The sequence below is a fragment of the Sphingobium limneticum genome, assembly GCF_008710155.1.
Taxonomy (GTDB): Bacteria; Pseudomonadota; Alphaproteobacteria; order Sphingomonadales; family Sphingomonadaceae; genus Sphingobium; species Sphingobium limneticum.
Genome location: NZ_VYPZ01000018.1, coordinates 32,561 through 56,744 on the forward strand (window position 1 = coordinate 32,561; position 24,184 = coordinate 56,744).

The 24,184-nt window shown below is 63.5% G+C and carries 16 protein-coding genes and 1 riboswitch; of the genes, 6 read left to right on the forward strand and 10 right to left on the reverse strand.

The window, feature by feature from the left end; all coding sequences use genetic code 11:
- Window positions 1-22 precede the first annotated feature (22 nt).
- Window positions 23-1,174 carry a sterol desaturase family protein gene (locus tag F4U94_RS17420; RefSeq protein ID WP_120252626.1) on the reverse strand — a complete coding sequence of 384 codons (1,152 nt, stop codon included), beginning with the start codon at window positions 1,172-1,174 and terminating at the stop codon, window positions 23-25.
- A gap of 28 nt (window positions 1,175-1,202) precedes the next feature.
- A complete protein-coding gene (locus tag F4U94_RS17425; protein ID WP_120252625.1) occupies window positions 1,203-1,802 on the reverse strand; it encodes a TetR/AcrR family transcriptional regulator in 600 nt (199 codons plus the stop codon).
- A gap of 98 nt (window positions 1,803-1,900) precedes the next feature.
- On the opposite strand from F4U94_RS17425, the gene F4U94_RS17430 reads away from it, so the two are divergent.
- From F4U94_RS17430 to F4U94_RS17445, 4 genes are all read left to right on the forward strand, one after another.
- On the forward strand, window positions 1,901-4,849 hold the full coding sequence (locus F4U94_RS17430) for a DUF2339 domain-containing protein (RefSeq protein WP_150412112.1): 2,949 nt from the start codon (window positions 1,901-1,903) through the stop codon (window positions 4,847-4,849).
- 52 nt (window positions 4,850-4,901) lie between these two features.
- A complete protein-coding gene (locus F4U94_RS17435) occupies window positions 4,902-8,297 on the forward strand; it encodes an acyl-[ACP]--phospholipid O-acyltransferase (RefSeq protein ID WP_172598861.1) in 3,396 nt (1,131 codons plus the stop codon).
- Between the two features lie 49 nt (window positions 8,298-8,346).
- Window positions 8,347-9,579: an FAD-dependent oxidoreductase gene (locus tag F4U94_RS17440; protein ID WP_120252623.1), complete on the forward strand. Its 1,233-nt coding sequence runs from the start codon at window positions 8,347-8,349 to the stop codon at window positions 9,577-9,579.
- A 225-nt stretch (window positions 9,580-9,804) separates the two neighbouring features.
- Entirely contained in the window at window positions 9,805-10,479 is a 675-nt protein-coding gene (locus F4U94_RS17445) for a peroxiredoxin-like family protein (RefSeq protein WP_120252622.1), read from the forward strand.
- A 46-nt stretch (window positions 10,480-10,525) separates the two neighbouring features.
- On the opposite strand, the gene F4U94_RS17450 is transcribed toward F4U94_RS17445, so the two are convergent.
- The 7 genes from F4U94_RS17450 to F4U94_RS17480 form a co-directional block, all read right to left on the reverse strand.
- The gene (locus F4U94_RS17450; RefSeq protein ID WP_120252621.1) at window positions 10,526-13,060 is read right to left on the reverse strand and encodes a TonB-dependent receptor plug domain-containing protein; all 2,535 of its coding nucleotides are present in this window, start codon (window positions 13,058-13,060) and stop codon (window positions 10,526-10,528) included.
- Between the two features lie 129 nt (window positions 13,061-13,189).
- Window positions 13,190-14,131: an ABC transporter substrate-binding protein gene (locus tag F4U94_RS17455; protein ID WP_232016495.1), complete on the reverse strand. Its 942-nt coding sequence runs from the start codon at window positions 14,129-14,131 to the stop codon at window positions 13,190-13,192.
- Window positions 14,132-14,140: 9 nt separating this feature from the next.
- On the reverse strand, window positions 14,141-15,190 hold the full coding sequence (locus F4U94_RS17460; protein ID WP_120252619.1) for an ABC transporter substrate-binding protein: 1,050 nt from the start codon (window positions 15,188-15,190) through the stop codon (window positions 14,141-14,143).
- A 13-nt stretch (window positions 15,191-15,203) separates the two neighbouring features.
- Window positions 15,204-16,064 carry a TauD/TfdA dioxygenase family protein gene (locus F4U94_RS17465; protein ID WP_120252618.1) on the reverse strand — a complete coding sequence of 287 codons (861 nt, stop codon included), beginning with the start codon at window positions 16,062-16,064 and terminating at the stop codon, window positions 15,204-15,206.
- A 241-nt stretch (window positions 16,065-16,305) separates the two neighbouring features.
- Window positions 16,306-16,872, reverse strand: a complete 567-nt coding sequence (gene pnuC, locus F4U94_RS17470) for a nicotinamide riboside transporter PnuC (RefSeq protein ID WP_120252617.1) — start codon at window positions 16,870-16,872, stop codon at window positions 16,306-16,308.
- A complete protein-coding gene (locus tag F4U94_RS17475) occupies window positions 16,872-17,987 on the reverse strand; it encodes a phosphotransferase enzyme family protein (RefSeq protein ID WP_120252616.1) in 1,116 nt (371 codons plus the stop codon). The genes pnuC and F4U94_RS17475 overlap by 1 nt, the downstream gene beginning before the upstream one ends.
- A 2-nt stretch (window positions 17,988-17,989) precedes the next feature.
- On the reverse strand, window positions 17,990-20,281 hold the full coding sequence (locus F4U94_RS17480; RefSeq protein WP_120252615.1) for a TonB-dependent receptor: 2,292 nt from the start codon (window positions 20,279-20,281) through the stop codon (window positions 17,990-17,992).
- A gap of 34 nt (window positions 20,282-20,315) precedes the next feature.
- Window positions 20,316-20,426: riboswitch (TPP riboswitch) on the reverse strand.
- Between the two features lie 260 nt (window positions 20,427-20,686).
- Here F4U94_RS17480 and F4U94_RS17485 point away from each other — a divergent pair.
- Together F4U94_RS17485 and F4U94_RS17490 are read left to right on the forward strand one after the other, a co-directional pair.
- Entirely contained in the window at window positions 20,687-22,261 is a 1,575-nt protein-coding gene (locus tag F4U94_RS17485) for a Re/Si-specific NAD(P)(+) transhydrogenase subunit alpha (protein WP_120252614.1), read from the forward strand.
- A 10-nt stretch (window positions 22,262-22,271) separates the two neighbouring features.
- Window positions 22,272-23,723 (forward strand): NAD(P)(+) transhydrogenase (Re/Si-specific) subunit beta, encoded by a 1,452-nt coding sequence (locus F4U94_RS17490; RefSeq protein ID WP_120252613.1) that lies wholly within the window; start codon window positions 22,272-22,274, stop codon window positions 23,721-23,723.
- An 11-nt stretch (window positions 23,724-23,734) separates the two neighbouring features.
- Here F4U94_RS17490 and F4U94_RS24440 read toward each other — a convergent pair whose 3' ends face one another.
- Window positions 23,735-24,148, reverse strand: coding sequence for a hypothetical protein (locus F4U94_RS24440; RefSeq protein WP_161600415.1), 414 nt, complete (start codon window positions 24,146-24,148; stop codon window positions 23,735-23,737).
- Between the last annotated feature and the right edge of the window lie 36 nt (window positions 24,149-24,184).

Below are 24,184 nucleotides of genomic sequence, written 5' to 3' on the forward strand. Positions count from 1 at the left end.
CTGCTGTTGCCGAACTCATTCTCTATCCGCCGCCTGGCGCATCTGCTTTCCGACGAAAGGGATAGGCGAATTGAGACCAATAGCCCTGGGGCACATTTTCGGGAACGCCGTAACCGCTCGGCCAGACACCGTCGGGCAAATGATGGGTGCCGAACAATCGATCGAGGAAAGGGAAGTGGATCGCGAAATTCTTGTCCACCGCCACCGCCTCGATACCATGATGCCAATGGTGGAAGCGAGGCGTCGCGACGAAACGGCCGAGCCAGTTGAGGTCGCCCCCCAGATTGGCGTGCAGCAACGAGGAGTAGATGTAGACGAAGCCGATATAGGCCTGCATCACCGAAGGCGAAAAGCCGAAGGTCAACAGCGGCAGCGACGTGACGCTGCGCAGCGCTATAATTTCAAAGAAATGCATGCGCGCGCCGGCAAGCCAGTCCATGGACTTGGCCGAATGATGCACGGCGTGGAAGCCCCAGAGGAACGGCACGCGGTGGAAGGCGCGGTGGAACCAATATTGGGCAAGGTCGGTCAGCAGCACGACCTCCAGAAACTGGAGCGCCCAGGGCTGGCTCGCCACCATGGCCCGGATGCCCGCCAGCCCGCCGGTCGACGCATTGATGAACCCGGACGGCGCGAGCGCAAGGAAGGTGATGAGCTGCACCAGCATGGAACTGAGCAGATAATAAAACAGGTCTTCACGCCATTCCTGCCGGAACAGGCGCTGCTCACGGCGGCGCGGAAACAGCCTTTCGATCGGCGCGAACATCAGCCCGGTCACGATCATGTTGACCGCAAAGAAATCGACACCGAAGAACACGCCCCAGTCATGGGTTTCACGCGGCTGGACATCCGCGCCGCCGAGCAATGTAGCGATCAATGCGATCACCAGAGCGGTGGCGCCGATCGCCTTGCGTGGTCGAAGCAACAAGCTGAGCAACGCCAGGCCATAGCCAGCGATCAGGATCAGGTGCACCGCCGGACGCAGGCTGCTGGAATCACGCAGCGGTGCCAATTCGGGCATCGCGAACCAGTCGGGCCAGCGGAGCGCCACGACGAGGCAAAGGCCGGTGACAGCCAGGAGCAGACCGAAGAAACCGGAAAACCAGCCGCTGCCGAACCGCCGCACGGCCAAGGGCGATTGCAAGTCACGCTCCAGATTCTCGAGCCATTTCATCGTCCATACTCCCCTTCCACAGCCGATGCTACAGACGCGCGCCGGCTGCTGATAGCGACTCCTTGACCCGCGCGATCGCCATGTCCAGCGGCGCGGTTTCGCCCAAAAGGGCAAAACTTCCGTTAAGCGCAAAGATGCAATGACCGTGGACGGTCGCTACCAGCGACCGGGCCAAGCGCGGCGCCCGATCCTGCATATCGGGCGACAAGACCGCCGCGACTTCGCGCACAACCACATCGGTCAGCGCCCCGCGCCGTGCCGCAAAGCCTTCCGGCATCGCCATATCAGGCGGCAGCCGATGGTCGTATATGGCCGTCCATAAAGGCATATGGTCCGCTGCGAAGCTGAAATAGCCCTCCACCAGCGCCGCGATGCGATCTGTCGATGGCCGGGCTAGCCGCTCTTCCAGATGCGCGGCCCATTGTTCGAACGTGCGCGTGTTGATCGCCACGATCAGCCGATCGTAACTGCCGAACACATTATAGAGGGTTCCCACGGCATAGCCGATGCGCTTGGCGACTTCGCGCGCGGAAAAGCGGGCAAAGCCCACTTCCGCCATATGGCGATGCCCTTCTGTCAGGATCAACGCTTCCAGTTCGGCGCGGCTATGATCGGATCGTCTGCCCATGAAGCCGCTCTAGAAATTTAATTGAACACTGTCTAATATTTTAATTGAACACTGTCTAATTAAAATCTATCTCCTGCTGACCAACTGGAGGGTGAGTCATGCTGGTTATGCTGGTCCTGGTCGTGCTGGGGGTCGTGCTGTTCGACACCCGGACTCGTATGAAACGGCTCGAAACGCGCCTTGCGCTGATCGAGATGGATACATCGCTCGTCCGCGCGGACTTGGCCCCGCCACCTGTCAGGCCGTCTCCCTTCACCCGCGCACCTGCTAAGGCGCAAGCCACGCCGCGCCCAGAACCAGTCGCACCTGTTGCTACACTAGTCGAGCCCGCGAAAGTCAGCCGGCCGGAACCGGCCGCGCCGCCCCCTCCCCCAGCACCACCCATCGCCGCGCCGGAACCGGCCATCGGTACTCCGCCCGTGCCCGCGCCTGTCAGACAGGCCGCCGCCTCGTCGCGTCCCGGCTCCGCGTTCGAGGATCTGTTCGGCCGCCGCCTGCCTATCTGGGCGGGTGGCATCACGCTGGCGGTCGCGGGCATATTGCTCGTCAAATATTCCATCGATACCGGCCTTTTGTCGCCGGTCGTCCGCGTGATGTTGGGCCTGCTATTCGGTGGCAGCCTGATCGCCGCAGCGGAAGGCGCGTTGCGGCAGGAGGAGCGCCTGCGCGATCCGCGCGTGCGGCAGGCCCTGGCCGGCGCCGGCATCGCCACGCTCTATGCCGCCATCCTGACTGCCGCCAACCTTTATCATCTCATCGGCCCGACGACCGCCTTTGCCGGCCTGGCCGCCGTGACCGGGCTCGCCATGGCTCTATCGCTGCGCTTTGGCGCGCCGAGCGCGCTGCTGGGGCTGGTCGGCGGCCTCGCCGCGCCGGCGCTGGCGGGATCGAGCGAACCCAATGTGCCGTTATTGTCCTGCTATCTTGCGCTCGCGATCGGCGGTCTTTGCACCCTGTCCCGCACCCAGCGCTGGCTATGGCTGGGCGTCGGCGCGCTGGTCGGCGGCGCTGGCTGGGGTAGCCTGCTGATCCTGACCGGCGCGCTCGACGTCGCGTCAGCGCTCTCTGTCGGCCTGTTGATCCTGGCATTGGGCATCGGCTTCCCGCTCCTCGCCTTCTCCGGCAGCCGCGCCACCCTGATCCGTGCCGTGTCCGCCACCGTGGCTGCCGCGCAGATGGCGGCACTGGTCGCGACCGGTGGCTTCGCGCCGCTCCACTGGGCCTTGTTTGGCCTCCTTTCGATTGCCTTGCTCTGGCTGAGCGGTCACGAACCCTCGCTTCGTCGCCTGGTCCCCGTGGGCCTCGGCATCGCGTTGCTGCTCGCAGGCGTGTGGCCGTCGCCGCCGCTGCTGTCCTTCACGCTAGTCATCACGGGCATTGCCGCCCTCTATGGCAGCGCCGCGCTCCGGCGGCTCTGGCGTCCGGCTGGCGGCCTGATCGAAGCGGGTCAGGTCGTTGCGGTTGCACTGGGCGGCCTCGCCGTCGCGGCCATCCATTTCTACCGCGCCGCGCCAGCCGACGATATCCGTTTCGCCCTGATCGCTCTCCTTGCTGCCGCCCTCCCGCTATCGGGCATGGCGCAGGGCTGGCGTCGTGCGGACCGGAAACATGGTGCGCGTTTCGTCATGCTGGCAACCGGCGCCGCCGTCCTGCTGACCGTCGCGGGCGCTTTCGGCCTGCCCGGCTGGTTGGCGCCGGTCACGCTGGCACTGGTCGGCGCGGCGCTGCTGACCCTGTCCGAACAGGCGCAGGATTATCGCGTCGAATATAGCGGCTGGGTCTTCACCTTCGTCGCGCTCACCTCTCTGTTCATGGGGGATCGCGGTATGGAGGAAAGCCTGCGCCTGATCGGCGATGCGACGGCCATCGCCCCGCTTTCCGCCATGCTGCGCTGGAGTGTGGTTGCAGCCGTCGCCGCCCTGTTCGCCTGGCGCGCACGCTTTGCCGAAGGACGCGTCGTCGCGCAGGCCGCCGCCGCCATTACCGCCTATGGCACCGTGGCGCAGGTCGTTCCTGCGCTCTGGCTGGCGCCGATCACCGCGCTGTCACTGCCCCTGCTGGCGCAAGCCACGCGCCGTCTGTCGCCGCAGCGCCTGCTGCCTGCGATCGCGACGATGCTGCTCGTCGTCCTGCTCTGGGCGGCGTGGCCGCTGCTCCACTGGACCGGACAGGCTATGCTATCGCTGGTCGGTCAGCCGATGCTGGCAAGCAACTTGCCCGATATGTCTGATATGCTGCGCCGCCTCGCCCTGCCCGCCGCGCTCGTTGCGCTGACGCTGTGGCGCGGGCGGTTCGGCATGATCGCGCGTCGTGCCGGTGTCGCCGCCGCGATCCTGATGGGCGCTGTCGCCATGCACATCGGCTACAAGCAGCTGTTTGCCATCGACAGTCATGCCGGCTTCATCCACGCCGGTCTTGCCGAACGCACAGTGTGGGAAGCGCTGCTGCTCGGTGCGGGCTTTGTCATCTGGCATTTCGCGCAGCATCGGATGGTCGCTTTGGGCCTGATCGCCGCCGCACTCGCACACAGTCTTTTCTACAGCCTGTTCCTGCACAACCCACTCTGGGCCACCCAGGCCGTGGGCACGCTTCCGCTGATAACGCTCCTGCTCCCCGCCTTCGCGCTGCCCTTCGTGGCGCTCAGCCTGACACGCCGCATCGCGCCGGATCTGACCGTCCGTTTCGACCGACCAATCCAAGGCGCGCAAATGCTGCTCATCCTCTTCTTCGCCTATAATGTTCTGCGCCAACTGTTCGAAGGATCGCTCCTCAACGGCCCGCATCTGGCGATGGGGGAGGATATCGGCCGATCGGTCCTGGCCATCGGCCTTGCCATAGGTTTCCTGCTGCGGGGCATCCGCATCGGCAATCGGGACTGGCGCATCGCGTCCCTGCTGCTGATGCTGAGCGCGGTGGCCAAGGTGTTCCTGCTCGACGCGGCGGGCCTGACCGGTTTGCTCCGCATCGCCTCTTTCCTTGCGCTTGGCTTCAGCCTGATCGGCATCGGCTGGCTCTACAGCCGCCAGCTCAAAAGCGACGCCGATTAACGTCCCGTCTATACTTCCTGCCTATTGCTCTCATCCACGGGGGTTCCAAATCATGTCTGCACCTGATCTATCGCTGTTAGGAAAACGTCGCTTCGCGCCCTTGTTCGTCGTCCAGTTTCTGGGTGCGTTCAACGACAATCTGCTCAAGTTCGCGCTGCTGTTCCTCGCCAATTTCGTGCTGTTCCGGACCGAGCCGGACAAGGCCGGATTGCTGGCGACGGTCGCCACCGGCCTGTTCATCCTGCCCTATTTCCTCTTTTCCGCGATCGCCGGCCAGATTGCCGACGCCTGGGACAAGGCGAAGCTGGTACGCGCGGTCAAGGCGGCCGAAATCGTCATCATGGCCCTCGCGCTCATCGGCTTCACTCTGCAATCGGTGCCGCTGCTGCTCGGCTGCCTGTTCCTGATGGGCCTGCATTCGACCATCTTTGGCCCCGTCAAATTCTCGATCCTGCCGCAGCATCTGGGATCGCACGAACTGATGGGTGGCACCGGCCTGATCGAGGCCGGCACCTTCCTCGCCATATTGGGCGGACAGTTGCTGGCCGGCGTCATTCCGGCGCTGACCGCTGGCCTCGCCGCGGTGGGCATTGCCGTGCTGGGTTTCCTCACAAGCCTCGCCGTTCCTGCTGCCCCGCCAGTGGCGCAGGGGTTGAAGGTCGATCCCAACATCTTCCGCAGCACCTGGCAGATATTGAAGGCCGCCCGCCATGGTCGGGGCGTATGGCTTTCGATCCTGGGGATCAGCTGGTTCTTTGCGGTCGGCGCGGTTCTGCTGTCCGAATTCGCACCGCTGGTCAGTGGCGTGCTGCACGCCCGGCAAGAGGTCGCCACCCTGTTCCTGCTGGTCTTCTCGCTTAGCGTCGCGCTTGGATCGCTACTGGTCAATCGCCTGCTGGCCGGTGAAGTGTCGGCCCGCTTCGTACCCATATCGGCGCTGGCGCTCGCCGGCTTCATGATCGACCTGTGGCTGTCGACCAGCAGCTACGTCCCCACTGGCCCGAACGCCGGTATTGCGACCTTCGTCGCCTCGGCGGGCAGCTGGCGCATTCTGATCGACCTGTTCGGTATCGCCTTTGCCGGTGGCATGTTCATCGTGCCGCTCTATGCGATCCTCCAGACCCACGCCCCGCGTGAGGAACGGTCGCGCACCATAGCCGCCAACAATATCGTCAACGCCGCCGTCAGCGTGGCGGTGGTGGCGGTCGTCACGCTGATGCTCGCGCGCGGCGTCGATGTCCCCGGCGTCATCGGCGCGATGGGCTTTGCCACGCTGACGATCGCGCTCATATCCTGCTGGCTGCTGCCCGAAACCGTGATCAAGGCCATTTTCCGCGGCATCCTGCGCCTGCTCTACCGGGTCGATGTGACGGGGGCGGAAAACATGCCCGCCGCCGGATCGCCCGCCGTGGTCGTTGTGAACCATGTCTCCTTCCTCGACGGCCTGCTGCTCGCCGCTTTCCTGCCGGGCAAGCCGACCTTCGCGGTCCACACCCGCATCGCCAAAGCCTGGTGGATCAAGCCTTTCCTGCCGCTGTTCGACGCCTTCCCTGTCGACCCCACCAATCCCATGGCGGCCAAGGCGATGGTCAAGGCCGTGCGCGAAGGGCGCACGCTGGTCATTTTCCCCGAAGGCCGCATCACCGTCACCGGCGCGCTGATGAAAGTGTTCGATGGTCCCGGCATGGTCGCGGACAAGGCGGACGCACCGATCATCCCCGTGCGCATCGACGGCGCGCAATATACCCCCTTCTCAAGGCTGAGGGGCAAGGTTCGCCTGCGCCGCTTCCCCAAGATCCGCCTGACCGTGTTGCCCCCCCGCCGCTTCGCGATCGATGGGGAAATGACCGCCCGCGCCCGTCGCGCCATCGCCGGCCGTCGTCTCTATGATGAAATGAGCGCGATGATCTTCGCGACGTCGAACAGCGACGAAACGCTGTTCGAGGCGCTGCTGGAAGCCCGGCACATTCATGGCGGCAAGGCGCCCGTAGTCGAGGACATCAAGCGCGAGCCGATGACCTATGATCGGCTGGTCATCGGCAGCCTAGCACTGGGCAAGCCGCTCGCCGCCGCGACCCGGCAGGGCGAAGCGGTCGGCGTGCTGTTGCCCAATGTTTCGGCCGTGGTCGCCACCTTCTTCGCGCTTCAGGCGCATGGCCGCGTGCCAGCCATGCTCAACTACACCGCCGGCCTTACCAATTTGAAGGCCGCCTGCACCGCCGCGCAGGTGCGCACCATCGTCACCGCCCGCGCCTTTATCACCCAGGCCAAGCTGGGCGATATCGTCACGGCGCTGGAGGCCGAAGGCATCACAATCCTGTGGCTGGAAGATATCGGTGCACGCATCGGCACGGGCGCGAAATTGCGCGCGATGATCGCCAGCCGCTTTGCCGCGCGCAGCCACAAGAAACTGCGCATCGCGCCCGATGCGCCCGCCGTCATCCTCTTTACCAGTGGTTCAGAAGGCCTGCCCAAGGGTGTGGTGCTGACCCATCACAACCTGCTGTCGAATTGCCGCCAACTCGCCGCGCGGATCGATTTCAACACCGCCGACACGGTGTTGAACGCCCTGCCCGTTTTCCACAGTTTCGGCCTGACCGGCGGCACGCTGCTGCCGATCCTTCACGGCGTGAAGACGTTGCTCTATCCCAGCCCGCTTCACTATCGGATCGTGCCGGCGCTCGCCTATGACAGCAACGCCACGATCCTGTTCGGCACGGACACCTTCCTGTCGGGCTATGCCCGCATGGCGCATAATTACGACTTCTATTCGCTGCGCTACATCTTCGCGGGCGCCGAGCGGGTGCGCGACGAAACCCGCAAGGCCTATGCGGACAAATTCGGCCTGCGCATATTGGAAGGCTATGGCGCGACCGAGGCTGGCCCTGTGATCGCGGTCAATACGCCGATGCACTTCCGCGCCGGCACCGTTGGCCGCCTGCTGCCCGGCATCGTGCCGCAACTGGACGAGGTTCCCGGCATCACCGAAGGCGGACGGCTGTCGATCCGTGGACCCAACATCATGGCGGGCTATATGAAGGCGGATGCGCCCGGCGTCCTGCAACCGCCCGCAGATGGCTGGCACGACACGGGCGATATCGTGACGATCGACTCCGAAGGCTTCGTCACCATTCGCGGGCGCGCCAAGCGCTTCGCCAAGATCGGCGGAGAGATGATCTCCCTTCCTGCCGTAGAGGGCTATGCGTCTGCACTGTGGCCCGATGCCGAACATGCCGTCGTCACGCGTCCCGACGCACGCAAAGGCGAACAGCTGGTCCTGTTCACCACGCGCAAAGGGGCGAAGGCGAGCGATCTCCAGGCTTGGGGCCGTTCGAACGGTATCACCGAACTGGCCATTCCCCGTGACATTCGCGAAGTGGACGCCCTCCCGGTGTTGGGCACGGGCAAGCTGGATTATGTGACGATGGGGGCATTGGCATCAGCATGAATCCGCTCATCCTCTTGGAACGGCAAATCGGCGCGTCTGGGCGGCGGTCATGCGGGGTCTGAACATCGCGATCGCAGGCTGCGGGCCATGCGGACTGGCGGCGGCGTTGTTGCTCAGTCGCGCGGGGCATCAAGTTACGCTTTTCGATCGTTTCGACACGCCCCGCCCTATCGGGTCGGGGCTGATGATCCAGCCCACGGGCATGGCGGTTCTGGGGCAGTTGGGGCTGCTGGACCAAGTCGTGCATGCCGGGTCGCGCATCGATCGCCTGTTTGGCAAGGCGGGCGAGCGCGTGGTCCTCAATGTCCATTATGCTGCCCTGCGCCACAAGGGCGCGTTCGGCATCGGCATTCATCGTGCAAGCCTTTTCAGGATATTGCATGAGGCCGTGTTGCGGTCAGGCATCACTGTCCATACCGGCCGCGCCCTGGTGGACAGCGAGCCGGTCGGTACGCAACGGACGCTGCGCTTTGCCGATGGCGACGCCAGCGCGCCCTATGATCTGGTGGTCGATGCACTGGGGACGCGCACGCCGCTGGCGCCGCCGACCGGTCGGGAATTGGCCTATGGCGCTCTGTGGGCCAGCCTCGACTGGCCGCAAAAGGCCGGCTTCGATCCGCATAGTCTGGCGCAGCGCTATGATCGCGCCAGCATCATGGCGGGGGTCTTGCCGATCGGCACGCCGCCTGACGCGATGACGCCAAAGGCCGCCTTCTTCTGGTCATTGCGTGCCGATCGGCTTGACGACTGGCACAAGGCCGGGCTCGACTCCTGGAAGGCACGGGTTACAGCGCTCTGGCCCGAATGCGCGCCGCTGCTCGACCAGATCGACGACCCCGGCCAGCTGACCTTTGCGCGCTATGCGCACCGCACTTTGCGGTCACCAGCGGAAACTGCGTTGGTCCATATCGGCGATGCCTGGCATTCCGCCAGTCCCCAGCTTGGGCAAGGCGCCAACATGGCCCTGCTCGATGCCTGGGCGCTGGCAAAAGGTCTGGCGGAAGCGAACGACGTGGATGAAGGCATTTGTCGCGCCGTCAAGATGCGCCGCCGCCATGTGATGACTTACCAATGGCTCACCGCATTATTCACGCCCGTCTATCAATCGGACAGCCGTCTGCTGCCCCTTATCCGCGATCATGTGGTCGGCCCGCTATCCAAGCTTTGGCCTGCCACCACCATACAGGCGACGATGGTCAGCGGATTGGTCGCCAACCCGCTGGGGCCGCTTGGGCTGGCAATGGAACATCAGGCAAAAGCACCGCTGTGGGAGGCCGCATGAGCACGGATTGCGCTGGCTTGCATGGCCCGATCACCATCGTGGCCATGAGCCGTGAAGGATCCCCTGAAATCTGCGTACTTCGGCAGATCAGCAAAAAGCTGCTCCCACATGTTCCATGAGCGTATGTCATAATCGCACAGCATTGCGCATTGGTCGCCATCGATGACGCGCCTTAATTTTGGACAGTGCCCATGACGGGCGTCGTTCGATCAGAAAGGAATATCCATGGCGGAGACAGAAAGCCTGACCGCGCAATTTGAGGCCCTGCATGCGGAGCGCGTCCGTACATGGGAGCCGGCACAACTGGCCAAGAATGTCGACCGGCGCGCGCGGCTGGTCGCCGATTTCGATCCCAAGGCGGTTGTCCAGGTCGGCGACGTGGTCGAGCCTTTCACGCTGGAGGGCGCGGATGGGGAGACACTGACGCTGGAAGATCTCGTTGCACGGGGGCCGGCGGTGCTGATCTTCTTCCGCTTCGCTGGATGTCCCGCATGCAATCTGGCCCTGCCCTATTATGATCGCCAACTTCGGCCTGCGCTGGAGGAGGCCGGCATCCCATTGGTCGCAATCAGTCCGCATCTGCCGGAAAAGGGGCTGGGCGCGATCAGCGAACGGCATGGTCTGAGCTTCCCCGTGGCAAGCGACCGGGGCAATAAGCTGGCCCGCCGTTTCGGCATCAGTTTCGATCGGGATGTAGTGCCCGAAGGACAGCCGACGGCCGGCTGGATCGGCGATCTGACCGGCACGGGCAGCGCGGAGTTTCCGCAGCCGGCCGTCATCATCATCGACAACGAACGGGTCGTGCGCTTCGTCGATATCAGTCCCGACTGGCTGGTCCGCACCGAAGCACCGGCCATACTGACCGCGCTGGCCGATCTGCGTAGCAAGGTCGATAGCTGAACCGGAACCATCCCGCCTTCCTGAAGAAGGCGGGATGGCCGGCCAATCAGAATTTCACGCCCAGCCGCGCATAATAGAATCCACCGCTCAGGCCGAAGGGCGCGAAATTGCCGTAAAGGCCGGCCCCGGTATTGGCCTGAATCACGCCGATATCGTCAGGATAGACATCGAACAGATTGTTGGCGCCCACCGCGACATTGATCTTGGGCGTGATTTGCGCAGAGATATCGAGATCGGTCACCCATTTGGGGCTGAAAGTCCGATCGTCCGTGGTCGAAGTCTGGCTGGTGCCGGTTTCGGTATATTTGCCGAACCGGGTCACGCGCAGCAGACTGCGGAGCGCGCCTAAAGTCCATTCGCCACTCAGCACCAGCTTGTCGCGCGGCGTCGCGCTGGTGAGGTCGGCGCGGGCTTGCCGCCCGAACAATATCGTGTTGGCGAGATTGGCGGGATTGGCCGCGACATCGAGCAGCTTGGTCTTGTTGTAGCTATAGGCGGCATTGAGTTTGAAGTCGCCAAACGAGCCGGTGCGCCAAGTATATTCGGCCACAGCGTCAATGCCGCGCGTGCGGGTATCGACGCCGTTGATGAAGAATTGCGCGCTGCTGATCCCCGGCACGCCGCGCGCCGCCAATATGGCGGTCACTTCGGGACTGGCGAGGATCGCCTTAGCCTCTGCGCTGTTGAGGATTTCGGTCTTCACGATCCGGTCCTTGATGCGGATCTGATAACCATCGACCGTCAGACGGAACGGCCCGCTTTCGAAGGTCGCACCGGCGGTAAAGTTCAGCGACTTTTCCGGCGTCAGCGGCTTGGCGCCGAAATAGCCGGCGATCGGATCGTTTGGCGCCAGGAACTTCACCAGTTGCGGCACGCGATCGCCGTTGATGATGATGCTGGTATTTTGCGAGGTCGAAAAGCCCTGCTGCGCCAGCGATGGCGCGCGAAAGCCGGTGTTGACGCCGCCGCGCAGCGCGAAACCAGGAGCGATTTCATAGCGGGTGGAGAATTTGCCGCTGACCGTTTCGCCGGAGCTGTCGGTATAATGTTCGGCGCGGCCAGCGACGCCGACGAACCAGGCCTGGCTGATATTGGCGCCGATATCGACATAGGCCGCGACATTGTTGCGCGTGAGGACAAAGGCGTCCGCGGGAGTCGTGCCGGTGAAGGAGACAAGGCTGGCCGCAGGACGCTGGCCGCCATAGGCCAGCTGGAACGGCGTGGCACCGGTCGGGATCACATAGCCGCCGTCGCGATAGCTGTCGGGTTCGCCGGCCTTGTTCTGAAACCGTTCCCATCGATGTTCGAACCCAAAGGCCAGCGTCAGCGGCTCAGCAAGGCCGAGGTCGAAGGTGCGGCTGAAATCGACATTATTGACCCAGAGGCTGGCAATCTGCTTGCCCATGAAAAAGCTGGTCTTGCTGCTTGGCCCCAGCGACGGGTTGAGCGTATCGACCGCGCCCAGCTTCACATCGTCCCGGCCGAAGCTGCTGCTGAAATCCGCGTCGAAGCCCCCGATCGTGGTGCGGGCACCGGCCGTGATCTGGAAATCCGTTTCCCAGATGCGCCGCTTGGCCAGGAAGCCATTGGGGAAGATTTCGGGCAGGGAATTTATGTTATTTGCGTTGAACTGGCCGCGCCCATCCTTGATGTCGCGATAGCTGATCGTCGAGAAGCTGTAGAGCGTCGTCACGTCGCTGACGGGCAGTTCCGCATTATAGGAGCCGTTGGCGATATAGTCGCGATTGGTGCGGCCATAATTGCCGGCGCGGTTGCGGTCGATGGTCGCTTCGCGCGGATCACGCGCACCGCCCGCCAGACGCGGATAGAGATCGACCGAATCCGCGACGATCGCACCCGACGGATCGGCACGGTCGTGGAACTTGCCCTCCGCTGCAAAGCGAATGAAGCCGCCGTCCGCCCCGATGCGGGTGCCATAGCTGACCGATTGCTGGATCAGTTCCCCGCCCTTTTCATAATGACTGCCAGCGGTGGTGGCGAACTCGCCGCCTTCGGGCGAGGCGTCCAGGATGAAGTTGATCACCCCGGAGATCGCATCCGACCCATATTGGGCGGCCGCGCCATCGCGCAGCACCTCGACCCGGCCGATGGAATTGGCGGCCAGCAGATCGATATCGACCGGCGTGCTGCCACCCGACACGCGGGAGAGATTGTTGATGAGCGAGGTGGTGTGGCGGCGCTTGCCATTGACCAGCACCAGCACATAATCACCGCTCAGGCCCCGGATGGAGATAGGCTTGGCACCCGAAGATGTGCCGCCCCCACCCAGCGCCGGCACGGTCAGCGATGGTACGATATTGCCCAATATGTCCTTGAGGCCAACGCGACCCGTCGCCTGCAATTCGCGCGTGTCGATGACGTCGATCGGTACCGGGCTGTCCGCCACGGTCCGGGGCCGCGCCCCCCGCACGCCGGTCACGACGATGGCGCCGCCATCGGCGACCGCATCGTCCGGCGCGGCCGATGCCTGCGGTTCGGCCGCGTGAACGCTACAGGCCAGTGAGACAACGAGTGAGACAGCCGAAACGCTATGTTTCAGCAATGGCGATAGGATCATCATCTTTCCCTGCGACTATTATCTGTCAGAGATGCTTGCTATCGAACGCGGCGCCGCAGCTTAAACGAGTTAAACCTTGCAGAGGTTTAGTTTAATTTTATTTTGAATTGGCAATATACCCATGATCATTAATCATAGGATCGCAAAGGCCTGATCAAGCGGCCTGGCCGGCTTTATTTCCCCGGCATGCCCGAATGTATCGAGCACGATCCTTTGATCGTCGATCACGGATGGCGTGATCGGCACGGTATGGCGGTTATTCTTGCGCACCATGACGAGCGCGATGTCCAACGGCAGTCCGGTTTCCTTCGCCAGCACTTTGGCATAATCGGCCGAATGTGCCGCCGCCCAGTCGAGCGCTTTCGATTCCCGTTGCAGGAAATCGGTCAGGATTGCGCGTTTATCGCCGATCGCCTGTTCATTGGCCACTTCGAAGGCATAGCCGTGAATGAGATTTTGGCCGTCGGCGACGACCCGTGCACCCTCCGCGATGGCTGTCGTGGTGTAGGGCACCCAGCAGGCCCAGGCGTCGATCGTGCGCGAGGCGAAGGCGGCACGGGTGTCGCCCGGCGTCAGCCAGATGAAATGGACGGCATCCGGCGGCAGTCCGGCTTCATGCAGGGCGCGCAGGGCAAGATAATAGCCGATCGACCCGCGCGTGGTGGCGATGCGCTTGCCCCGGAGGTCGGCGATGGAGCGCGCCGGCGAGTCACCGGGCACGACGATGGCGACAGCTTGGGTCGGGCGCGGATCGCTGCGCTGGGCGGAGACGGCCTTGATCGGCAGGCCGCTCTGATACGCGAACTGGAACGGCGCGTCGCCGGCCAGCCCGACATCGACCGCACCGCTGCCCACGGCTTCCAGCAGATTCTGGGCCGCCGGAAATTCCGCCCATTCGATCGGATAGCCCACTCCGTTCAGCACGCCGGACGAGAGCATCAGCGCTTTCGTCCCGCCTTTCTGACTGCCGACCTTGAGCGTGTCGCCAGCCGCGCCGCGGCCGCAGCCGGCAAAAAGGCCGGTCGCGGCGAGGCCCATAAGTGCCCGGCGTCGGGATAGGGACAGAATAGTCATGCCGGCCACCTATACTCCTGCAGGAGAGGTGGCCTCTGCCACTTGCCGGTTGAACGATCCGTCATAACCCTTGTCCGCCCTTGGCACGTCCGGGATGATCCCGGCCGCATGATAACGCTCGAAAATGCCCGCCTGTTCGCGAATGAGCGCTGCGTCGATCGGCACGGCATTACCGACATAGGATTGGGCGGCGAAGCGCGCGACGTCAAACGGTATGCCGGTTTCCTTCGCCAGAACGCGGGCATAATCGTCGAGATGATCGCGCGCCCAGGCCCGCGCCCGCGCCAGCCGCGCGACATAATCGCCCAGCAAGGCGCGTTTTTGTTCGATCGCCCTGTCATTGGCGGCGTAGAAGCCGACGCCGGTGGGCAGGTTTCCACCATCGGCCAAGATCCGGTCGCCATCTTCCAGAACCGCGATGCCGACATAGCTGCCCCAGGTCGACCAGGCATCGATGGAGCCGGACGCCAACGCCGCCTTCGATTCCCCATTGGACAGATAGGTCCAGCGGATCGTCCGGGGATCGATGTCCGCCCGTTCCAGCAGGCGCAGCACCAGATCCTGTCCGGCCGATCCCCGGATCGTCGCCACCTTCTTGCCGCGCAGGTCGGCCAGCGTCTGGATAGGCGAGTTTTTCGGCACGACGATCGCCGACGCCCTTCCTGCATGGTCGCCGGTGGGGCGATAGGCGGTGACCGCCCTGATCTGCGCACCGCTCGCATAGGCGAAGGCAAAGGGGGCAGCACCGATGCCGCCAATGTCGATGGCGCCAGCGTCCAGCGCCTCCAACAGAGGAGACGCGGCCGGGAACAAGGCCCATTTGATCTGATAGGGCACATCATCCAATTCGCCCGCCGCCTTGAGCAGGGCCTGGGCGCCGCCGCGCTGATCGCCCACGACCAAAGTGCGCGCTTCGTCGGCCGTCCCCCCGCTAACGGGACGGAACAGGATGGTGGCGAGTACGGCCAGAGCCAGCACCACCCCACCCCACAGCCAGAGGCGGGAGCGGCGCTGCGCCACCCCTGCCCCCTGCCGATCGGATGCGACCGGTTCGGTCATGCTTTCTCGCTTTTCAAAGGTCAGCGTAGAGCGGTTCGTCGGCGATCAGAACGCGATGAAGCAGGCGCGGATAGTCGCCATAGTTGCGCACGGCATAATGAACGGCGGCGCGATTGTCCCAGAAGGCGACCGATCCGGGCTTCCACGAGAATCGGACCTGAAATTCGGGGCGCTTATATTGCAGCAAGATCTGATCGATCAGGTCGCGGCTTTCGGCCAGTTCGACGCCCAATATCTGCGGGCTTTGCGTCAGATTGACCCAGAGGATCTTCCGGCCCGTCTCCCGATGGGTGCGCACCACCGGATGGGCGACGATCGGATAGTCATGACCGTCGGCCAGCAGCGAGGGGCGATAATCATGGGTGACGTGCAGCCCCTCCAGCCGCGCTTTCAGGTCGTCCGACAGTCCTTCATAGGCGAGATGGGCGTCGACCCAGACGGTGTCGCCACCGACCGGCGGCAGATCGACCGCGCGCAGCACCGCGCCCCAGGTCGGCACCAGACGCCAGCTGGTGTCGCTATGATAGGCCTCGCCCGGCCTGATCTTCACCTTCGCATGACGTTTGTCGAAACGCGCATTATCCACGGCGGAGATATTGTGGATAGGCGTGACCTTGGGGTCATGAGTCGTGCTGGGATGCGTGTAGAGCGGCCCGAATTCACGCGCAAAGGCGGCGTGGCTTTCATTGTCGAGTTGCTGGTCGCGGAAGAAGACGACCTTATATTCCAGCACGGCTGCGCGAATGGCATCGCGCACGTCCGGGCTGATCGGCTTGCCGATGTCGATGCCGTGGATTTCGGCACCTATCGTGGGTTGGAGCGGGCGAATGTCGAGCCCTGTGGCGGTGATGATCTCGGCTGCGGCTGTGGACATGATGTCATCCTTTCCTGCCTTGAAGCCCCCGAAATGGAGCCATGAGCCAAGGGTATGGAATCCCGCAGGGCAAATCCCATGATTAATTCTTGATCGTCTATGACCGGGCATGAACCTGCCTTCGCACCCAAGCCAAATCGGCATGTTCCGGCCTTTTATGCGGCCTTTCTATTAGTGCGGGACATAGATGGACGAGCGATTTCCATAAGCGGTCGCCCATGGTGAGCGCGATAGCAGGCGGTCAGGCGGTGGCCGGTCCCGACGCAAGGCGCCATCGCCTGTAACCCAGTATCGCCAGGATGATCATCGCGCCGTAAAGGCCGGCCGTCAGCCACAGATGCTTGTACGCAAACATGCCGACATAGACGATATCGACCAGGATCCAGAGCAGCCAGCTTGCCGCATGGCGGCGTGCGGTCCAATATTGCGCGACCAGGCTGAAGCTGCTGAGCGCGGCATCCATCCAGGGCAGCGACGCATCGGTGAAGCGATGCATGGTCCAGCCGATAGCGAGCGCGCCGATGACGCCGACCGCAAGGCCCGCCAGCGCGCGCACGAACGGCAGGGGCGCGACGACGACTTCGCCTGCATCTGCCCTGCCCCTTGCCCAGACGATCCAGCCATAGAAGATCGCTATGCCAAACAGCGCTTGCAGCAGCATGTCGGCATAGAGGCGCACATCGAGGAAAATCTTGAAGTAGAGCGCGCAGGCCAGCAGGTTGACCGGCCAGCACAGCATACGCCGCTTCGCGGTCAGCCATATGCCCAGAAAGCTGACGATCACGCCGATGATTTCGAGCGCCGACATCAGGCCACAGCCTCCCCTGCCAAACGGCGCAGAAAATCCTGCCCCGCAGCAGACAGGAACCAGTCGGCATGGCCGATCAGATAATCCTGCCAGGCGACCGCCGCCTGATCGGAATCCCCGACGATGCCGGCGAAATAGTCGATCTCCGACAGGGCGAATTCCACATGGACGAGCGGCAGCAAGCGAGCAAGCGTTGCCATGTCGGTCGGAAGCGGTAGCAGCGTGCGATAGCCGGCCAGGATCGCGCGCGCCGTGTCGACATCACCCAGCGCATCGTCCTGCCCAAGATCCAACCAGCGGAAGGCGGTCCGCTCGATCGCGATGGCGAGGTCGTGGAGCGCGCATGTGCGTGTTGCCAGCCCGAAATCGATGATGGTGTCGACCTGACCCTCTGCCGTCCAGAGGAGGTTGGACGGGTGCCAGTCTCCGTGCGTCCACAGCGGCACTTGGTCGGGCACGCCTTCGCCCAGCGTCGCGAACAACCGCGTCAGTTCCTGTCGCCATGGCTTGTCCGCCAGCCAGCCGGCAAGCGCCGGGCGCGCAGCGATATAGGCTTCCGCAGCCGCCAGCGGATCGGACGCGGACAGGATGGTGAAGCTGGCAACAAGGGGACGATCGTCGCGGGCAGGTGCCTCATAGCCCTGCGCAGCCCGGTGCAGCCGCGCCAGTGCCGCGCCCGCTTCATGGGCATGACCTGGCGTCAGAAACGGCGTCCAGGACTGGCGATCGCGATAAAGGTCGATGCCAGGCGCGTCATGATGCAGTTCGTAGGTCCATTCACCCAGCGCGATCACGCTGGCGCCGTTTGCCGCCGTTACCACGTCCGGCACCGACAGCCCCGCCGCCCGCAAATGGGCCATGAAGCCATGTTCCTGCGCCAGTGCTGCGGGCGTGCGAAGCCGCTGATGATGGCGCTTGAGGAAATGGACGCCTCGGTCCGTCTCGATCAATGCCGCTGCCGAAAAGGGACGCGGCGAATGCCAGTTGAGGTCAATCAGACGCCCTGCCGCCGGAAAGCGGTCCAACACCGCCTCCGCCTCCGCTTGAGTGATAGCGGGCCAGGTCGGTGCCTCCAGCGCCGTCCCCATGCCATGGACCAGATGGCCGCCGCTCATGGTCAGAAAGCTCGCGATAGCGTCGCCACGAAGGCGCGTCCGCTGCCGATATAGTAGCCGGGCGCCGAACCCGCGATCAACGTGCCGTTGCGGCCGGTCACATCCTGCGCATTGGCGCTGATCGCCGACACGCCGGACAGGACGCGCGGGTTGGTGACGTTGATCGCGTTCAGGCGCAGGTCCATGGCGCTCGCGTCGATCAGCCCGGCCAGATGGACGCCGATCGCCAAGTCCAGCGTGGCATAGCCCTTGATGCTCTCATCATTCATGAAGGTCGCATATTGGCGGCCGACATATTTAAGGGCCGTGCTGCCGAACAGGCGACCATCATCATAGGTGCTGCCAAGGGCGAACTGAAAGCGTGGCGCCGCGACCGCGCGCTTGCCCTTCGTCGGCAACCGGTCGCCGCCCACCGACAGATCGTCATCCAGCCGGCTGTGCAGATATTCGCCCGATGCGTAGAGGCTGAACCCCTTGAACGGGCGATAGTCGATCTCGCCGTCCAGGCCATAGCTGGTCTGGCTGCCGCCATTGATCGTCGAATTGACCAGCGCGCCGCCGCTGTTGACCACCGTCGCGACCTGACGATTGCGGAAATGATAGTGGAAGGCGGTCAGCGAGAAGGACAGGTTGGGGCCGATATAGCGATAACCCAGCTCCTGCGAGACGCTATATTCATTCTTCAGCGCGCCCGTCCCCTGGTTGACCAGTTCGCCGCCATAATAGCTGTCATAGAGGGAAAATTCGTTGGGCGTGCGGAAATTGGTAGTGATGTTGGCGAACAATTGTTGCCGCTCGTCCAGTCGATAATGGACCGCCGCGCGCGGCAAGGCGGCGAAGCTGTCGACATGCACTTTCGACTGCGGTCCCGGCAGATAATTGCGGCCGTTGCGCAGCAGGCTCACCCCCTTCAACCCGATATCGATGCCCAGGCGCGGCGTGAGCGCGATACTGTCCGCCAGGAAAAAGCCCTTGGTCACGGTGACGGTGCGCTGATTTTCATAGGCGAGCAGGCGGCCGTCGGCCGTGCGGATCGCCTTGTCCTGATAGCCCCAGGCATCGACCGGCCGCCCATTCGCATCGATCGACGTATAGCTTTGTGTCACGCGGTCGGTGCCATAGTCGAACCACAGGCCGGCGGTGATGCTGTGGATGCCCGCCTGCAAGGTCAGCTTGCTGACGTCGCCGACGCGCCTTTGCTTGCCGGTCCAGTTGCCGAGCACGGTCGCCACGCCATCGACGGCGCCGGGCAGCGCGATCGGCTGCGTCAGTTCTTCGGTGCCCAGATAATTGCCGGTGGTCGCCAGCTGCGTGCCATAGGGCGAATTGCCATGCCCCATCTGGAGATAGGCGCTGCTATCGAATGTCAGGCTGTCGCTCAGCTGAATATGCACCGGCGCGGCGAAATAGAGGTTGCGGAACGGCGCGCGATAGAGGCGCCAATAGCTGGTGTCGCCGTCCGTGTAGCGCTTGGTAAAGTTGAAGCCGCGCCCGCTCGCCTTCCAGTCCGCCATGGTCGGGCTGGGGTAGGTGGAGGTGATGGCATCATTATAGGACACTGCCAGGCTGGCGCGATTGCCCTCGCCCCATTCGTGCAGCAGTTTCGCGTCGATATGCTGGCGCTTGTCATAGCCTGCCCCACGCCAATTGTCCGCGCGGTTGTTGGAGTAGGAGATGAACGCCTTGAGGCCGCTATTCCCGATCTCGCCGGTGTCGAACCGCGCGAAGACGCGCCGCTGGTCGTAGGAGCCGGCCGACAGGTTGATAAGGCCACCCATCTCCTCCTTGGGGTCATTCAGCGTCAGCGACAATGTGCCGCCCGCCGCCGCCACGACCGGCGCGTCGATATCGGCCGCGCCCTGCGCCAATGCGATCTGCCGCACATTTTCCGCGTCGGCAAATTGCGAGGGATAGGCGTAATAATAGCCGATGTCGTTCTGCGGCGCCCCTTCCAGCAGCACGCCGATCTGGTCCTGTCCCAAGCCGCGCAGCGTAAGGCTGGACGTTGCGGACAGACCATAGGGATCGCTCGACGACACATTCGCGCCGGGCAGCAGGTTGACCAGCTGGAAGGCGTTGAGCGTTGGCGCCTGCTTGCTGATGAAGGCTTCGGCGATCGAACTGACCGCCTTGGGCGCATTCTGGTCAGGCAGCAGGCCCTGCGGGTCGGGATAGCCCGTGACCTCTATGGTCGCGCGATCCTGTTCGTCGTCCGCCGCCATCGCGACGGAAGCCGACACCAGCAACGCCGTCGCAAGAGCGGCCCGGCCAACAAAAGTCACATATATCGTCATCGTCTCTCGTCCACTCCACGCGGAGGGACTGGCGGACGCGCCGCCTTGCCCTCCCTACGCCGGTAATCAGCCGGATCAGGTTCAGCGGGTCGTGGTCTGCTGACCACCTCTCAGCCGCGCATGAGCGGCCCCCCGGGGATAAAGCGCCTCTAGGCGTTCGGACGCGATGTGGAAAGCATTATCGAACAGGAGTGGCTAGCCGGCCAAGCAAAACCGAGCCGGCATTCAGGTCCATATCACCGGACTGCTTGGAACTGACATGAATGGTCATTATCACGGCCAGGAAGTTCAGCTTTTACGGCGGCAAGGCTTTTACGATGGACCAAGCGCATTGGAGCCGCCAATAGGGGTCAAGTTCATGCGCCGGGCGACCGGACCATGGCCGGAAAAGGGGAGGAGCGCAGAGTGAAGATTGGTGCACCCAGAGAAAAGTCACTGGGCGAGGCGCGCGTTGCGCTGACTCCAGACAGTGCGGGGCAACTTCAGAAACTGGGCCATATATGCCTGGTCGAAAGTGGCGCGGGTCAGCAGGCCGGCTTTGCCGATGATGCCTACCGCGCGGCTGGCGTGACGGTCGTGGCCGATGCAGACGCATTATGGGCCGAAGCGGACGTGATCGTGAAGGTCCGCCCGCCCGAGGCAGAAGAGACGGCGCGACTGACGCCCGGCAAGACGCTGATCTCCTTCTTCTATCCCGGCCAGCGCGGCGAAGAACTGGCGGCGATCAATGCCACCGGCGCCAATATACTGGCGATGGACATGGTGCCCCGCATTTCGCGCGCGCAGAAAATGGACGCGCTGTCGTCCATGGCGAATATCGCCGGTTATCGCGCGGTGATCGAGGCGGGTGCCAATTTCGGCCGCTTCTTTACCGGTCAGGTGACCGCAGCAGGAAAAGTACCGCCGGCAAAGGTGCTGGTGATCGGCGCAGGTGTCGCGGGCCTGGCCGCAATTGGCGCGGCGACATCGCTCGGCGCCATCACGCTGGCCTTCGACGTGCGGCCGGAAGTCGCCGAGCAGATCGAATCGATGGGCGCGCAGTTCGTCTATCTCGATTTTTCGGAAGAACAGCAGGATGGCGCGGCGACCGGTGGATACGCCGCCCCGTCCAGCCCCGAATTTCGCGAAGCGCAGCTCAAGAAGTTTCGCGAACTGGCGCCGACCGTCGACATCGTCATTTCCACCGCTCTCATTCCGGGCCGCGATGCGCCCGTTCTGTGGACCAAGGACATGGTCGAGGCGATGCGGCCCGGATCGGTCATCGTCGATCTGGCGGCCGAACGCGGCGGCAATTGCGAACTGACCGTCACCGACCAGAAGATCGTGTCTGCCAATGGCGTGACGATCATCGGCTATACCGATTTTCCCAGTCGCATGGCGGCGCAATCCAGCTCGCTTTATGCCAGCAACGTCCGCCACATGCTGGCCGACCTGACGCCGGGCAAGGATGGCGTGATCGTCCATGATATGGAGGACGACGTGATCCGGGGTGCGACCATCGCCTTTGAAGGGCAGGTCAGCTTCCCGCCGCCACCGCCCAAAATCAAGGCGATCGCCGCGCAAAAGCCCAAGCCCAAGGCCGAGGAACTGACGCCCGAGCAGAAGCGGGCGAAGGACATCGCCGCGTTCAAGGCGCAGACCCGGTCGCAGGTCACGCTGCTCATCGTCGCCGCGCTGCTGCTGATGGGCGTCGGTGCGGTCGCCCCGGCCAGCTTCATGGCGCATTTCATCGTCTTCGTGCTGGCCTGTTTCGTCGGGTTCCAGGTGATCTGGAATGTCAGCCACGCACTGCACACGCCGCTGATGGCGGTGACCAATGCGATTTCGGGCATCGTCGTGGTGGGGGCCGTGCTTCAAGTCGGGTCATCCAGCACCATCGTGCTGGTTCTGGCGACGATTTCCATCCTGATCGCTTCGATCAACATCGTTGGCGGCTTCCTGGTCACGCGCCGGATGCTGGCCATGTTCCAGCGGTCATAAGGGGGCCTGCATGTTCGATACTGGCATAGTGTCCGCAGCCTATATCTCGGCCGCGGTCCTGTTCATTCTGTCGCTTGGCGGCCTGTCCAATCAGGAGAGCGCCAAGCGGGCGGTGTGGTATGGCATTTCCGGCATGGCGCTGGCCGTGCTGGCAACGCTGCTTGGCCCTGGCGCGGCCAATCTGCCGATCGTGATCGGCAGTTTCGCCGTAGCCGCCATCATCGGCTGGATCGTCGCGGTGCGGGTGCAGATGACCGAAATGCCGCAACTGGTGGCCGCCCTGCATAGCTTTGTGGGGCTGGCAGCGGTGCTTATAGGCTTCAATGCGCATTTTGAACTGGAAACGGTGCACGCGCTCGATCCCGCCGCGCGCGACGCCCTGACCGGCTTTGCCGGCGTGCTGGCGCACAAGACGCCGGTCGAGATCAATATCCTCAAGGTCGAGGAATTTCTGGGCATCTTCATCGGCGCGGTGACCTTCACCGGGTCGATCGTCGCCTTTGGCAAGTTGGCCGGCAAGCTGGACGGCAAGGCGAAGAAACTGCCGGGTGGCCATTTGCTGAACGCCATAGCAGCCATCGCATCGCTGCTACTGCTCGTCATGTATGTCGGCAATATCGGGATCGAGGGCCGCGAACTGACCGTGCTGATCGCCATGACGGTGCTGGCGCTGTTCATCGGTTTCCATCTGGTCATGGGCATCGGCGGCGCGGACATGCCCGTCGTCGTCTCGATGCTGAACAGCTATTCGGGCTGGGCAGCCGCCGCGATCGGCTTCACGCTGGGTAACGACCTGCTGATCGTGACCGGGGCGCTGGTCGGTTCCTCGGGTGCGATCCTGAGCTACATCATGTGCAAAGCGATGAACCGGTCGTTCGTCTCGGTGATCCTGGGCGGCTTTGGCGGCACCAGCGGCCCGGCAGCGGAGATCGAGGGCGAGCAGGTCGCGATCGACGCCGATGGCGTGGCCGCCGCCCTCAATGAGGCGGACAGCATCATCATCGTGCCAGGCTATGGCATGGCGGTGGCGCAGGCGCAGCAGAGCGTGAGCGAACTGACCCGCAAGCTGCGCGCGGCGGGCAAGACTGTCCGCTTTGCCATCCACCCCGTCGCAGGCCGCCTGCCCGGCCACATGAACGTGCTGCTGGCAGAGGCCAAGGTGCCCTATGACATCGTGCTGGAAATGGACGAGATCAACGAGGATTTTCCGTCTACCGACGTGGTGATCGTCATCGGCTCCAACGATATCGTCAATCCGGCTGCGCAGGACGATCCCAACTCGCCGATCGCGGGCATGCCGGTGCTCGAAGTGTGGAAGGCCAAGCAGGTCTTCGTGTCGAAGCGCGGCCAGGGCACCGGCTATTCCGGTATCGAAAACCCGCTTTTCTACAAGGACAATACGCGGATGTTCTACGGCGACGCCAAGGTCGCAGTGGACAGTTTGCTCGGCAAGATCGGCTAGATCGGCCCTTATCATCGGCGGACGGTACCCCGTCCGCCGATCGTTAATCCGGCACTCATGCTCAGGCAGGTAGGAGCCGCAATCAAGACCATGAAAGCCATATCGGGAGAGGCGAACCAACGGAACGCGGAGACCATCTGGTGAAGATAATCGGCAAAATCGCCCTTGCTATGGCGACCCTGGCCCTGTTGCAGGGATGCGGCCCCATTCACCCCAGATGGCAGAATGCCAGTTCCCACGACATCGTCATCGCCTATCTCAAAGGCGCGGCGCGGTATGACGTGAAGGTCAAGCGTGGCCGGGATGCCGTTCCGCTGGCTCCTGTCGATTTCCAGAGCGTCGACACAATCGAAGTCAAAGACAATGGTCATCTCTACCGTTTCGACCATGCCGAAATTCTGAAACTTCATGCGGAATGTGGTCACGGCTTTGCCTGTTGGATCCGCTATGACGACAGCCAT

What these genes read in the sequence shown, in the direction of transcription:
- F4U94_RS17420 (WP_120252626.1), bottom strand. Translation starts at nt 1,174, where the DNA reads ATGAAATGGCTCGAGAATCTGGAGCGTGACTTGCAATCGCCCTTGGCC.
- F4U94_RS17425 (WP_120252625.1), bottom strand. Translation starts at nt 1,802, where the DNA reads ATGGGCAGACGATCCGATCATAGCCGCGCCGAACTGGAAGCGTTGATC.
- F4U94_RS17430 (WP_150412112.1), top strand. Translation starts at nt 1,901, where the DNA reads ATGCTGGTTATGCTGGTCCTGGTCGTGCTGGGGGTCGTGCTGTTCGAC.
- F4U94_RS17435 (WP_172598861.1), top strand. Translation starts at nt 4,902, where the DNA reads ATGTCTGCACCTGATCTATCGCTGTTAGGAAAACGTCGCTTCGCGCCC.
- F4U94_RS17440 (WP_120252623.1), top strand. Translation starts at nt 8,347, where the DNA reads ATGCGGGGTCTGAACATCGCGATCGCAGGCTGCGGGCCATGCGGACTG.
- F4U94_RS17445 (WP_120252622.1), top strand. Translation starts at nt 9,805, where the DNA reads ATGGCGGAGACAGAAAGCCTGACCGCGCAATTTGAGGCCCTGCATGCG.
- F4U94_RS17450 (WP_120252621.1), bottom strand. Translation starts at nt 13,060, where the DNA reads ATGATGATCCTATCGCCATTGCTGAAACATAGCGTTTCGGCTGTCTCA.
- F4U94_RS17455 (WP_232016495.1), bottom strand. Translation starts at nt 14,131, where the DNA reads ATGACTATTCTGTCCCTATCCCGACGCCGGGCACTTATGGGCCTCGCC.
- F4U94_RS17460 (WP_120252619.1), bottom strand. Translation starts at nt 15,190, where the DNA reads ATGACCGAACCGGTCGCATCCGATCGGCAGGGGGCAGGGGTGGCGCAG.
- F4U94_RS17465 (WP_120252618.1), bottom strand. Translation starts at nt 16,064, where the DNA reads ATGTCCACAGCCGCAGCCGAGATCATCACCGCCACAGGGCTCGACATT.
- pnuC (WP_120252617.1), bottom strand. Translation starts at nt 16,872, where the DNA reads ATGTCGGCGCTCGAAATCATCGGCGTGATCGTCAGCTTTCTGGGCATA.
- F4U94_RS17475 (WP_120252616.1), bottom strand. Translation starts at nt 17,987, where the DNA reads ATGAGCGGCGGCCATCTGGTCCATGGCATGGGGACGGCGCTGGAGGCA.
- F4U94_RS17480 (WP_120252615.1), bottom strand. Translation starts at nt 20,281, where the DNA reads ATGACGATATATGTGACTTTTGTTGGCCGGGCCGCTCTTGCGACGGCG.
- F4U94_RS17490 (WP_120252613.1), top strand. Translation starts at nt 22,272, where the DNA reads ATGTTCGATACTGGCATAGTGTCCGCAGCCTATATCTCGGCCGCGGTC.